The sequence below is a fragment of the Pseudoalteromonas ostreae genome (assembly GCF_018069805.1).
Classification (GTDB): domain Bacteria; phylum Pseudomonadota; class Gammaproteobacteria; order Enterobacterales; family Alteromonadaceae; genus Pseudoalteromonas; species Pseudoalteromonas ostreae.
Map to the genome: position 1 here is coordinate 17,086 of NZ_JAGPYN010000004.1, position 12,414 is coordinate 29,499.

Consider the following 12,414-nt stretch of genomic DNA (forward strand, 5'->3'; position numbering starts at 1 on the left):
GGTTTTTGCGCCTTGCCTAAACTTAAGAATAAGCAATAATGCTCCTTTTACTGAATGTCTGCAAACGACCTGTAAAACCAAACTTTTCACTATACCCACACTAAAATAATGGATAAGTTCTAATTTGACTGATGATTGAGTATAATAACAGCTTACTTTTCTGTTAACCCCCAAAAGAGCCTTGATATGAGCATTGAACAAGCCTTAGTTGAACGCAGTAATAACCAATGTGAGTTATGTACTGCAACTGAAAACCTTTCTGTATACGAAGTGCCACCAGTCACTGAAGCTCATTCAGATAAATGTATTTATACCTGCCAAACGTGTAAAGAGCAAGTTGAAGCCACCACTGATATTATCCCTACTCATTGGCATTGCTTAAACGATAGCATGTGGAGCCAAACACCTGCGGTACAAGTGGTGGCGTATCGTATGCTAACCCGTTTAGCTGCTGATAATGGCTGGGCACAAGATGCGCTAGATATGATCTATCTTGAAGAAGATACACTAGCATGGGCTAAAAAAGTTCTTGCTGAAAATGATGATATTAAACATGTTGATAGCAACGGCGTAGTACTGCAAGCCGGTGATACAGTCACACTTATAAAAGATTTAGATGTTAAAGGCAGTAGCTTAACGGCTAAACGTGGTACTGCTGTGCGTAATATAGGTTTAACCAGCAACCCTGAACATATAGAAGGGCGTGTTGACGGTCAGCGCATTGTTATTTTGACCAAGTTTGTGAAGAAGTAAATATCTCTCAGCCTAAAAAAGGTGCATTTATGCGCCTTTTTTTGTTCCTAAATACAATTAAGCTATGATTAAGTAATCGCGCTGTAAACTACCCATAGATTAAAAATCAACCGCTCTATTTATTTCAAGGAATAAACCATGCTATCGAACAAACCTTATTCAGTTTTAAAATCGATTGCCAGCATTAGTTTATTGGCCAGCAGTGCAATGGTACTTAACGGGTGTGAGCGCCTAGCAGCTCCACAGACTAAACAAACTAATAAAGATACAGCTATGGCCACTTTAACAATTCAAGTTAGCTACCTTGATCGCAGCATGTTACCTCCTAGCTCACAACTTACTGTGACTTTAGCTGATGTGTCAAAGATGGATACTGAAGCGGAAATAATTAGTCAACAAACTGTTGATATCAATAGCGCTCCGCCTTATACGGTAGAACTTAGCTACGACGCGAGCAAAATGCAGCAACGTCATCGCTATAGTGTGATGGCACGGATCACCAATCAAGACCAACTATTATATGTAAGCACTACACATAACAATCCATTTGAGCAATCACAACAAGCACCTTATGAAGTCGTAGTGTCTAAAGTTGCAGCACCAAAACCAAATGTCGATTTGGTGAATACCTATTTCAAAGCAGTCACTTTAAATGGCGTGCAAGTCACTGTTGAAACAAAAGAACCCTTTATTCAATTTAGTAAAGATAACAAAAGCCATGGCTTTTTAGGCTGCAATAATTTTGCTGGTAGTTATCAAGCAGATCAACAGACACTGACATTCAGCCCGCAAGCTAGCACTAGAAAAATGTGCTCTCAGGGGATGGAACAAGAAGCTGCAATGTCTGGCGTACTAGAAAATACTGCGACGTGGGATATTAATGGTGAATCACTCACCTTAAAAGATAAGCAAGGTAAAGTATTGGCAACTTTTAAAGCCGTGTACTTTAATTAACTCTGTAATTAAACGCCCAGTGACCTGGGCGTTTCAATGTTTATTCGGCAACTAATTGCTCGCTGCGATAAAAACCTGATGAATCGCTTAATAAGTTAACTAGCTCAGGTAACACCTTATCCATAGTTTGTTTTAACTTCCACGGTGGATTAATCACTATCATCCCCGATGCAGTCATGCCATGCACCTCAGTATCACCTTCAGTCGCCAATTCAAATAACTGAATGTTACGCATACCTGAAGCAATCAACCCCTCTTCCATACGCTCAATCCGCTCTCTGTCGACCACAGGATACCAAATCATGTAAGTGCCAGTAGCAAAGCGTTGATAAGCCTTCGTTAATGTTTTTACCACAGTGTCGTAATCGTCTTTAATTTCATAAGGTGGATCAATGAGTACACATGCTCTGCGCGAAGCGGGTGGTAATAACCCCACGAGGCCCGTAAAGCCATCCTCGCCGCGAACACGGATAGAGCGCTTACCGCTCATGTTTTCTTGTAGTAATGCTAAATCTCGCGGATGTAGCTCAAAAAACCAACCTTTATCTTGGCGACGCAAGAAGTGCTCTGCGATTTTCGGCGAACCCGGATAAAAAGCTAATTGTTCTGTGTCATTAAATGATTTAATTAAATCAATATAATCATTTAGTTCCTGATGCTCACTGCGATGTTGATAAAGCTTAGCAATGCCATTTAGGTATTCTTGCGTTTTTTGTGCATCAGCACTGGCTAATTCAAAAAAGCCAGCTCCTGAGTGAGTATCGATATAGTCCAATGGCTTATCTTTGAGCGTCTGGTAACTTAATACCTGAGCTAATACCAAATGTTTAACGACATCGGCTGGGTTTCCAGCATGAAATGAGTGTCTGTAACTGAGCATAATATAATTTCGCTTAAATAAACTCATTGAAGTTAGTTATATTCTACAACATAAAACGCCAAGGGTCATAAATTGCTGGCCATTAAGTGAACCACTTATGAACAAATTAGTCGCTAGCCTGAACAGCTTATTAACATTAAATAAAAATCAGCCAAAACACACGTAAATGCTGGCATATAAAGCAACTTTGCTTTACATTTGCATGACAATAATCACAGTTTTATGAGCGCCTTTATGAATAACGATACCCTTTCTCAACTAGAACAATTGATCGACCAATTAATTAGCCAAAATTCACAGCTACAAACTCAGGTTAGCGAGCTTAAAGATAAAAATAGTAAGCTAATCGATGAAAATGAAATTCTTCAACTTGAAGTACTTGAAAGTGAAGAAAAACAAAAAGACACCAGCACAACTTTAACGGGTTTACTTGAGAAGCTACAAAGCGCCCAACAGGCTAACTAATGTCTGAGCTGCAAAACCAGCGAGTCACAGTTGAGTTGCTTGGTAAAGAGCAGCAATTTGCTTGCCCAGCTGGGCAAGAGGATGCACTCATTGCATCAGCCAAATACTTAAATGATTTGGTTGATCAAATGAAGCAGCGCTCAACAGTGCGCAATGATCAAAAAGCCTTATTAATGGCAGCCTTGAATATTAGCCATGAGTTACTCGAAGCAAAAACACAGCAAAGCGTTACCCAACAGCAGCAGGATCAACTCATCGATAAGCTCAGTGCTTACTTAGGGCAATCGTCAGCCGAATAAAAAAAAGCGCACTCGCGCTTTTTTTATTATCTCGTGGATTCCAGTATCAATTAAAAACAAAATCAGCTAACTTGCCTATTTTATTTTCTCTATTTTGGCAATACTGTTATGACTCACCCTTTTTATATCCCCACTCAGTTAACTGCACTTTTATTGCTAAGCTTTAGTCTTGTTGCACCCCGCTCTGCTGTTGCAGCAACACAGTGGCAAACAATCTCCCCTAACGTACAATTTTTAGAGCAGCAACGAGCCCTACGCTTTTATGACTCAAACCAAGTGCTCATTGAAGGTGATAAATGCGCGCTAATGTTTGATGCCAGTGGCGACTTTGCCGCTGTTGAAGCAACCGTTAAGCAACTAAAAAGCACCTTAAAAACCCCCTTGTGTTACTTAGTTGCTAGTCACTTCCACGACGACCATTTACTGGGCATGGCTATTTTGCAGCATCATTTCCCCGATGCTCAATTAATTGTCCATCAACAGCTTGCTACTGAATTTAGTCAACTCCAACAAACCTATACTAATAAACTTGATAGTTATGAAAAAAGTATCGAATTGAGTTTACAGCGTTTAGCCCAGCAGCCCGAAGCGCAACAACAGCACTGGCAAAACAAACTCAACTTAGCTAAGCAGCGATTATTACGATGGCGCCAATATCAACTACAACCACCACAAACTTACGTTGTTGATAGCTTAACCATTGAACTTGGCAACTACCCAGTCACGATTAACGCACACCAAGCCCATACTAATGTTGATTTAACTCTCAGCGCCGAAAATCATCGCATTTTAGTCGGTGCTGATGTGGTTGATTGGCTACCTTATCCCGGCCATGGTAATTTTAATAACTGGTTGCAAATACTCACACAACTTCACTCAGATCAGCGCATCAAGATAATCCTGCCTGGCCACGGAAGCGTACTAAAACGAGACGATTTACAGCAACCATTAAACTTTTTGCACGCGATACAACAGCATGTAACAAACTATCCAGAGCAAGATTTAGTGCAATTACAGCAAAGCTTTAATCAGCAGTTTGCGAAAGACTACCAAGTTGATGAGATAGCACGAAAAGCTTACCCGCTGTTTCTAGAGGCTGGACTTAAACGAGTTAAACAGTCAAAATAGCGCTCGCACGTGGATGTGCTAGACTTTTAAAAGGATATTAATTTAGTGATGTTTATGCGCAGTTACCTCTTAGCCCTGTTTGTGACTTTAATTTTACTATCCGGTTGCCAAACAACTGAGCCACATTCAGCGCCAAGTGATACTGTGCAAGCTCCGGTTATTTTTAATCACGTTAAACCGTCATCAAATAGCTCAGCACAGCCCACAGATACCAAGCATAAAAAACAAAAAATAACATTAACAGCTCCAGCGCAACAAGCCGCTACATCACCTCAAGCGCACACTCGCAATAAAGATTTATGGCGACATATAGCCGACAACTTAACCATTCAAATTTACCTAAACAAAGCACTAAATAAACGGATTACCTGGTATACCAAGCAACCAAAATACTTACAGGTTGTCAGTGCCCGGGCTGCGCCTTATCTTTATCATATTGTTAGTAAAATAGAGCAACGTAAGTTACCCATGGAATTAGCTTTATTGCCTTTTGTAGAAAGTGACTTTCGCCCGACTATTAGCTCCTCAGAACAAGCTGTTGGGGTATGGCAATTAGTCGGTGCGACGGCTCATCACTTCGGCATAAAATCAGATCAATGGTATGACGGGCGCAAAGATGTTCCCGCTTCAACAGATGCCGCTTTGGCCTATTTAGAGTATTTACATAAGCGCTTTGATGGCGACTGGCTACATGCATTAGCGGCTTATAATAGTGGCGAAGGACGTGTAAAGCGCGCCATCGCAGAAAATAAAAAGCGCGGCAAAAGCACTGATTACTGGTCGTTGAAATTACCCAAAGAAACCTCTGAATACGTGCCAAAGCTAATGGCATTAAGCTACTTAATACAAAACCCTCAGCGCGGATTATACCGCCCTAAACTTGCCAACAAAGCCCTTACAACTGAGCTTAACGTTGGCCAGCAATTTGATTTTTCGGTGATCGCCAATTTATCTGGTATTGGTCGCAGCCAACTACACAAACTCAATCCTGGCTATTTAAAAAACCAAAGCTCACCTAATGGTCCTCATACTTTATTACTACCACTGCAACAGCAAAGCTTATTAAGCAGCCAGTTCTTTAAAAATAATTTCACTGGCGAATATACAGTGAAAAAAAATGATACTTTGTACTCGATTGCCCGTCGTTTTGGATTATCAGTTAACAAACTAAAAGCGATGAATAACAAAACCTCTAATTTAATCGGTATTGGTGAAGCACTGATAGTTGGCCAACCTCGCACCATGCCAGACTCGTTAACTATCAATTATAAAATCAGTCCTTACCTTGAACAAACTGAAATAGCGATCCCCACTATCGCAATCCAGTACCAGGTAAAGCCTGGTGATACTATCTGGGGAATTAGCCAATTGTATGACGTGCCGCACAGTGATTTAGCCCAGTGGAATAAACTTAATGCGTCGAGTATTTTAACGCCAGGCACGCAGCTGGTGCTACATTTGCCGCAAGCAACAAAGGCCGTATCACAATTGCATGACGAAGGTTTACTTTCAGAGCTTGCTAGAACCTTAAAGCAACCACACTAACCGAACCAGTAGTTTATAATCGTGCTTATTTAGCGTAAAATTAGCTTTTCATTCCAGTAAAATTAAAGAGATCGGCATGCAAATTAGCAAAAACTCGGCAGTTGAATTTCACTACACATTAAGTGAAGCGGGCGAGCAACTAGAAACAAGTACTGGCAGTGAGCCGCTAACCTATATTCATGGTTTGGAAGGTATGCTTCCAGGTCTTGAAACAGCTCTTGAAGGCAAGGCTGCTGGCGATAGCTTCAGCGTGACACTTACACCGAGTGAATCTTACGGTGAACGTGTTGATGATCTTATTCAACGCATTCCTCTTAAACACCTGCAAGGTGACACTAAAGTATGGAAGCCAGGTATGACAGCAATGGTTAGCTCTAATCAAGGCCGTCATCAAGTAACGATCGTGAAAGTAGGTCGTTTCAATGCTGATTGTGATTTAAACCACCCATTTGCAGGCAAAACTCTCACGTTTGATGTACAAGTACTTAGCGTACGTGAAGCAACCAGCGAAGAAGTATCACACGGCCATGTCCATAGCGAAGGCGGTTGTGGTCACAACCACTAAGGAAATACCATGTCAAAGGTTGCTATCGTTACAGGCGGCAGTAAAGGTATAGGCCGTGCTGTTGTTAAGCGTTTTCTAAATAATGGTTTCCAAGTACACAACCTTGATCTAGAACCTGCAGATTTAGGCACTTGGCACCACTGCGATGTTAGTGATGTCAGCGCAGTAAAAACAGTTATTGCAAAGATTGCCAGTAATGGCAAATGTATAGATGTGTTGGTATCGAATGCCGGCCGTCATCTAAGCGCGACAATTGAAGACACTGACGAAGCAACCTTCGATAGCTTGTTTGCACTTAATGTTAAAGGTGCCTACGCGGCAATTCAAAGCGTATTACCAAGCATGAAAGCACAACGCAATGGGGCGATTATTTTAATTGCCTCAGATCAGGCCATCATAGCTAAAAACAACTCGTTTGCGTATAACCTGACCAAACATGCGTTAGCCTCAATGGCAAAAACCACTGCACTGGATTACGCCCAGTTTAATATTCGCGCCAATGCAGTGTGCCCAGGCACCATAGAAACACCACTTTTTCATAATGCAATCGACGCATATTGTGCTCGTAGTGGCGCCGATAAAGCCACTATAGTTGCCGAAGAAGGCGCATTACAGCCACTTGGTCGATTAGGCCAAGCTGATGAAGTCGCTGCATTAGTTACGTTTTTAGCCAGTGATGATGCCAGCTTTATTACTGGCAGTTTGCAAAGTATTGACGGTGGTTACACCGCGCAATGAGTGAACGTATTATTGACCCTCACGTACACTTTTTTAATTTAGTCCAAGGGCGATATGATTGGCTACAAGGTAACAATCCTGTGCCTTGGCCAAATTTAGATACGATTAAAGCGCCCATAAGTGTTAACCAATTACAGCATACAAGTCAGTTTGAAATTGCAGGCCTAGTACACATTGAAGCAGGCTTTGATAACCAGCACCCCATCAATGAACTGCACTGGCTAGCTGAGCACTTAAGTGGCCACAATTATAAAGCTATCAGCTTTGCCAATATTAACAGTCGTCCCGATGATTTTAATAATGCAATTATTGCTTTATCACACCCAAGCTTAGTGGGCATTAGAGATATCACCGAAGGCGCTGATGCCATGCGTTTAAGCCATGCTACATGCCTGGATAACTTAGCGCTATTAGCCAGTAAGCAGCTGATATTTGAAGCTCAATTTGAAGTTGAAAAGCTTACGATTACCCAACAGCTAATCAACTACTGCCAACAACTTCCGCATTTACAATTAATAATAAACCATGCGGGTTTACCCAATAATCTGTCAATTTGGCAACAGGGGATCAGCCAATTAGCGCAACTACCTAACTGTTGGATTAAATTTTCAGGCTTTGAGCTGCTCACCGCACAGCTGCAAACTCAGCAACAGCAGTGTTTTAACTTTATCCTGCAACACTTTGGTCAGCACCGCGTTATGTTTGCTAGTAATTTCCCTGTATGTCAAATCAACGCGAGTTATCAACAGCGTTGGTCAAACCATTTTGAGCTGTGTAATACTCATAGCGTATGGCAACAACTTAGCTACAAAAATGCGCAGCACTGCTACCAAGTTTAATTAAAAACCGCTATATTGAGTTTATATTGTATAAAAAATAGATCATCACTATGGCTGTTTCCTCTATTCAAAAGCTCACTATTGGGCTTTTCAATGTTTCTTTTCTAGCGCTTCTTTCTGGCTGTGGTGGCGGTAGTACAATGACCGACAATGACAATAACAGCAATGGTGATGGCGACACTAGTAACAAAATCAATTGGACACAAGGTGTATTTCAACCCTCTAGTAATTTTTATCAACAATGCCAAGCATTAAACGAAAAGCACTGGCTGCGCTCATGGAGCAATGAAACCTACCTTTGGTATGACGAAATTATCGATCGTGATCCAGCGCTTACCCCTGCTGTAAGTGAATATTTTAAATTGCTAAAAACAGAGAAAATTACCGAGTCAGGCGCAAATAAAGATAACTTTCACTCTAGCCTGCCGACTGCACAATGGAAAGCCCAAAGCCAATCAGGGGTAACCTTCGGCTATGGTTTTAACGTTAAATTAATAAGCTCTACGGCACCGCGCCAAGGTGTGATCAGCTATACAGAGCCCAATTCACCTGCAAATGCGCAAAATATTGCCCGCGGCTTTGAGATTTTAGAAATCGATGGTGTTGATTTTATCAATGCCAGCACGCAAGCAGAGGTCGATATCCTCAACGCGGGTTTATATCCAACTCAAACCGGTAAAAGTACTACCTTCGTATTCAAAGATATAAATACCGATGAAACCCGCGAAGTTATTTTAAACTCGCAAACGATTACTTCTAAGCCAGTCACAAACGTGAAGACCTTAGCTGATGGCACTGTTGGTTACTTTCAATTTAATAGCCACAATGCAATTGCTGAAAAACCGCTTTATGATGCCTTTAATAATCTCAAAGCAAGTAATGTCACTGATCTGATTATTGATATTCGTTATAATGGCGGTGGTTTTTTACAAATGGCCAGTCAAGTTGCTTATATGATCGCAGGCCCCGCTAACACCAACGGTAAAATTTTCGAAAAAACCATTTTTAACGATCAACACCCTATTTTTAATCCAATTGATGGGAAGCGCTTAGAGCCCGTTATGTTCACCGATGAATTTGTTGGCTTTGCTGATGATCCAGCTCTAGTTGCTGGCACTCCATTACCGAGCCTTAACTTAAAACGTGTTTATTTACTAACCACTAGTAGCACTTGCTCTGCCAGTGAGGCAATTATAAATGGCTTACGCGGTGCAGATATTGAGGTAATTCAAATTGGCTCTGGTACTTGTGGAAAGCCATACGGTTTTTATCCCACCGATAACTGCGATACAACTTACTTTAGTATTCAATTTACCGGTGAAAACAATAAAGGTTTTGGTGAATATTCAGATGGTTTTGCGCCACAAAACACCACTGACAATGCCCGCTTACCAGTGCGCATAGCCGGTTGCGCCGTTGCTGATGACTTTAGCCACCAGTTAGGCGATCCTGAAGAAGCGGTGCTCAAAGCCGCGTTGGGTTATCGTGATAATGGTAGTTGTCCAGCAGCCAGTTCAATAGCCAGTAAGCAAGGTTTTGCACCGGCACGCTTTGGTGACACACCAGCCGTACAGGACAGCCGTGCAGCAACTTTGGCTGAACAAAACAAAATATTACCAAGGCAATAAGCTATTAAGGCCACTACAATGCTAAACAAAAAAGTATCATTCATAATAGCGGCATTACTGCTATATGGCTGTACAACAGCAGAAACCGCAACGCCCAAATTACAACATGCACTACTAACCAAACCACAAAGTGAACTCATCGCACAGGGTATTGCTCGCCTGATGCGTACTGAGAATATTGCAGTCGCTGATGATGTATTTATGCAGCGTAGTTTAATGGTAGTAGATAACGTTACTAAAACCGATGAACTTGGCAACCCAATTATGGGCAAACAACTCAATATGCCTGACCGTTATGAGCTGCTGATCAAAAATGAGCTTTGTTTTGTTAGGCATTTAGATAGTAAGGCCACAGAGCCATTGCCGAATGTACAATGTAAGGTGAATGATATCTAGGTGCTAGGAAAATTTTAACGCTTTGAATTAGTAAGAAATAGCTTTAAATTTGCAAAGGTCAAAATAGATAAACTTAATGAATAGCGAGCTGGATTTAGCTCGCTACTCATAGCTCGTAACTTATGATTTTATTTGATCTCAACGCGTTGTGAACGCATCACGATTTCGTCGTTAAGTTCAATACCAATACCCGGCTCTTCAGACACTTCAAAGAAACCATTTTTAGGCTGTGGATCTTGCAAGCATAACTCACGGTTCCACTTTTTAATTGCATAAGTGTGATGCTCATGAATTAAGAAATTTGGAATAGCCGTTTCTAAATGTAATGATGCTGCGGTTGCAACTGGCCCACCACAGACGTGAGCCTGAATACGCACATCAAAAATATCAGCGTAATCACACACTTTTTTAGTTTCAGTAAAACCACCGCATAAACCGATATCTGGCTGTAATACATTAATACTTTGATCTTCTAAATAAGGGCGCACACCCCAACGATTATATAAACGCTCGCCACCGGCAATTGGCACTGATACTTTATCTGCCACTTTGGCATGTAACGAATGATTTAAGTAGTTAACTGGTTCTTCATAAAACATACAGTCAAATTCTTTAGCGATTTCACCGATTTGAATAGCAGAGGTAACACCCGGTAAACTGTGGCATTCAAAAATGATATCGACTTCATCACCAACAGCTTCACGAATTGCCTGCATACGGGCGCGATATAGCTTCATTTCAGCACGTGAAATAATGTTAGTGCGGTCGTAATAGGTATTGCCGTCTTTATCATATTGGATCGGATCAACTTTAACGGCATCGTAGCCTTCAGCCACTGCTTTTAACGCCGCTTCTGCGTATTCTTTTGGATGTACCAGAGCTTTAAAATCAGCATCCCAATCAAACTGTAATTGCGAAGCATAAGTACGCAGCTTGTCGTTAACTTTACCGCCTAGCAACTGATACACAGGTAAGCCTAATGCTTTGCCCTTAATGTCCCATAAAGCGGTGTCTATGGCACTCATTGCGGCATAAACTACAGGCCCCCCACCTAACCCCCAAAAGCTTTCACGCAACATACGCGACCACAACTTTTCGGTTTGAAATGGGTCGTGACCAATTAAGAAAGCATCAGCCATTTCTTTGATCATAGCAGCAGCAGCACTGTGCCCTAAATCATAAGCAAGGCCTGCTTCGCCAACCCCGCTAATACCTTCATCAGTATGAATACGGACAAATACTGGAGTCCAAGCAGGTCTGTCTGGACAGTGGATATCAAACACTTCAACGCGATTAACTTTCATGACAATTCCTTATTAACCAAGGCTTAGGTTATTTTGCAAAACTAGGGTCAAGACGATGAGCCTTACGTAACATCGCAGGCCAAGCTAATTGCCCACCGGTACTACCGCTGTGCACTACATTCGCTTGATTATAAATATTATCGATTATGGCTTGCGGTACTGGTGTAACTGCTTGACCACTGGCTTGTAAAGCCAGCTGTATTTCACAAGCACGCTGCAAATCATAAAAACGCATAAACGCATCACCCACTGTTGGCCCTACAGTTAAACCGCCATGGTTTACTAGCAACATATGATTTGTATTAGCGAGATCGTCTTGTAAACGTTTCTTCTCATCGCTATTAACTGCTAAGCCTTCATAGCCGTGATAAGACAATGACGGCAGTGAAAACATTGAATACTGACTCAGTGGCAGCAGGCCATTTTGTTGCGTGGCAACGGCGATGGTTTCTTTTGTATGTAAATGAATGACACAATGGGCATCTTCGCGCACTTCATGAATCGCGCTATGAATCGTAAAACCAGCAGGATTGATTGCAAATGGCGTGTCATCCAAAATATTTCCAGCCAAGTCCACTTTGACTAAGTTAGAAGCTGTTACCTCATCAAATGTGAGGCCAAACGCATTCACTAAATAATGATCAGTGCCCGGCAAACGCGCCGATAAATGCGTGTAAATCAAATCACCCCAACGAAAATGCTCAACCAACCGATAACAGGCGGCTAAATCAACTCGTAACTGCCATTCTTGTGCCGAAACTTTATTTTTTAAATTAAGTTGTGGTAATTCAAACATTATGAGGCCTTATTTAAACGCGTTAAAAGCAAAACACGAAATAGATGGATAGAAGTCTAAAGTAGTGTGCGTGGATGATCAATATTTAAAACAAAAAAGCCACACCAAATTGGTGTGGCTGTTT

General features: G+C 41.5%; 14 protein-coding genes. 11 read left to right on the forward strand and 3 right to left on the reverse strand.

Annotated features, from left to right (window positions below; translation table 11 throughout):
• The first annotated feature begins 186 nt into the window (after window positions 1-186).
• Window positions 187-753, forward strand: a complete 567-nt coding sequence (locus tag J7338_RS03975; RefSeq protein WP_210795843.1) for a PhnA domain-containing protein — start codon at window positions 187-189, stop codon at window positions 751-753.
• Between the two features lie 138 nt (window positions 754-891).
• Window positions 892-1,707, forward strand: coding sequence for an META domain-containing protein (locus tag J7338_RS03980; RefSeq protein ID WP_210795845.1), 816 nt, complete (start codon window positions 892-894; stop codon window positions 1,705-1,707).
• Window positions 1,708-1,747: 40 nt separating this feature from the next.
• Here J7338_RS03980 and J7338_RS03985 read toward each other — a convergent pair whose 3' ends face one another.
• Window positions 1,748-2,587: a 23S rRNA (adenine(2030)-N(6))-methyltransferase RlmJ gene (locus tag J7338_RS03985; protein WP_210796058.1), complete on the reverse strand. Its 840-nt coding sequence runs from the start codon at window positions 2,585-2,587 to the stop codon at window positions 1,748-1,750.
• Window positions 2,588-2,821: 234 nt separating this feature from the next.
• On the opposite strand from J7338_RS03985, the gene zapB reads away from it, so the two are divergent.
• From zapB to J7338_RS04030, 9 genes are all read left to right on the forward strand, one after another.
• Window positions 2,822-3,052, forward strand: coding sequence for a cell division protein ZapB (zapB, locus tag J7338_RS03990; RefSeq protein ID WP_145238165.1), 231 nt, complete (start codon window positions 2,822-2,824; stop codon window positions 3,050-3,052).
• Window positions 3,052-3,351, forward strand: a complete 300-nt coding sequence (locus tag J7338_RS03995; protein ID WP_149980511.1) for a cell division protein ZapA — start codon at window positions 3,052-3,054, stop codon at window positions 3,349-3,351. Before zapB ends, J7338_RS03995 begins: the two co-directional genes overlap by 1 nt.
• Before the next feature lie 108 nt (window positions 3,352-3,459).
• A complete protein-coding gene (locus J7338_RS04000) occupies window positions 3,460-4,479 on the forward strand; it encodes an MBL fold metallo-hydrolase (protein ID WP_210795847.1) in 1,020 nt (339 codons plus the stop codon).
• Window positions 4,480-4,533: 54 nt separating this feature from the next.
• A complete protein-coding gene (locus J7338_RS04005) occupies window positions 4,534-6,024 on the forward strand; it encodes a LysM peptidoglycan-binding domain-containing protein (RefSeq protein WP_210795849.1) in 1,491 nt (496 codons plus the stop codon).
• Window positions 6,025-6,100: 76 nt separating this feature from the next.
• Complete coding sequence (locus J7338_RS04010; protein WP_182732172.1) at window positions 6,101-6,589, forward strand: FKBP-type peptidyl-prolyl cis-trans isomerase; 489 nt, start codon at window positions 6,101-6,103, stop codon at window positions 6,587-6,589.
• Between the two features lie 9 nt (window positions 6,590-6,598).
• Window positions 6,599-7,327: an SDR family NAD(P)-dependent oxidoreductase gene (locus J7338_RS04015; protein WP_210795850.1), complete on the forward strand. Its 729-nt coding sequence runs from the start codon at window positions 6,599-6,601 to the stop codon at window positions 7,325-7,327.
• On the forward strand, window positions 7,324-8,166 hold the full coding sequence (locus tag J7338_RS04020; RefSeq protein ID WP_210795852.1) for an amidohydrolase family protein: 843 nt from the start codon (window positions 7,324-7,326) through the stop codon (window positions 8,164-8,166). Before J7338_RS04015 ends, J7338_RS04020 begins: the two co-directional genes overlap by 4 nt.
• Window positions 8,167-8,216: 50 nt before the next feature.
• Entirely contained in the window at window positions 8,217-9,794 is a 1,578-nt protein-coding gene (locus J7338_RS04025; RefSeq protein WP_210795854.1) for a S41 family peptidase, read from the forward strand.
• 18 nt (window positions 9,795-9,812) lie between these two features.
• Window positions 9,813-10,190 (forward strand): hypothetical protein, encoded by a 378-nt coding sequence (locus J7338_RS04030; protein WP_210795856.1) that lies wholly within the window; start codon window positions 9,813-9,815, stop codon window positions 10,188-10,190.
• Between the two features lie 128 nt (window positions 10,191-10,318).
• Here the strand turns inward: J7338_RS04030 and J7338_RS04035 are convergent, their stop codons facing one another.
• Entirely contained in the window at window positions 10,319-11,494 is a 1,176-nt protein-coding gene (locus tag J7338_RS04035; protein WP_210795858.1) for a mandelate racemase/muconate lactonizing enzyme family protein, read from the reverse strand.
• 28 nt (window positions 11,495-11,522) lie between these two features.
• Window positions 11,523-12,290: a class II aldolase/adducin family protein gene (locus J7338_RS04040; protein WP_210795860.1), complete on the reverse strand. Its 768-nt coding sequence runs from the start codon at window positions 12,288-12,290 to the stop codon at window positions 11,523-11,525.
• Window positions 12,291-12,414: the final 124 nt, after the last annotated feature.

Coding starts and splice junctions, on each gene's coding strand:
- J7338_RS03975 (WP_210795843.1), top strand. CDS start 187: ATGAGCATTGAACAAGCCTTAGTTGAACGCAGTAATAACCAATGTGAG.
- J7338_RS03980 (WP_210795845.1), top strand. CDS start 892: ATGCTATCGAACAAACCTTATTCAGTTTTAAAATCGATTGCCAGCATT.
- J7338_RS03985 (WP_210796058.1), bottom strand. CDS start 2,587: ATGCTCAGTTACAGACACTCATTTCATGCTGGAAACCCAGCCGATGTC.
- zapB (WP_145238165.1), top strand. CDS start 2,822: ATGAATAACGATACCCTTTCTCAACTAGAACAATTGATCGACCAATTA.
- J7338_RS03995 (WP_149980511.1), top strand. CDS start 3,052: ATGTCTGAGCTGCAAAACCAGCGAGTCACAGTTGAGTTGCTTGGTAAA.
- J7338_RS04000 (WP_210795847.1), top strand. CDS start 3,460: ATGACTCACCCTTTTTATATCCCCACTCAGTTAACTGCACTTTTATTG.
- J7338_RS04005 (WP_210795849.1), top strand. CDS start 4,534: ATGCGCAGTTACCTCTTAGCCCTGTTTGTGACTTTAATTTTACTATCC.
- J7338_RS04010 (WP_182732172.1), top strand. CDS start 6,101: ATGCAAATTAGCAAAAACTCGGCAGTTGAATTTCACTACACATTAAGT.
- J7338_RS04015 (WP_210795850.1), top strand. CDS start 6,599: ATGTCAAAGGTTGCTATCGTTACAGGCGGCAGTAAAGGTATAGGCCGT.
- J7338_RS04020 (WP_210795852.1), top strand. CDS start 7,324: ATGAGTGAACGTATTATTGACCCTCACGTACACTTTTTTAATTTAGTC.
- J7338_RS04025 (WP_210795854.1), top strand. CDS start 8,217: ATGGCTGTTTCCTCTATTCAAAAGCTCACTATTGGGCTTTTCAATGTT.
- J7338_RS04030 (WP_210795856.1), top strand. CDS start 9,813: ATGCTAAACAAAAAAGTATCATTCATAATAGCGGCATTACTGCTATAT.
- J7338_RS04035 (WP_210795858.1), bottom strand. CDS start 11,494: ATGAAAGTTAATCGCGTTGAAGTGTTTGATATCCACTGTCCAGACAGA.
- J7338_RS04040 (WP_210795860.1), bottom strand. CDS start 12,290: ATGTTTGAATTACCACAACTTAATTTAAAAAATAAAGTTTCGGCACAA.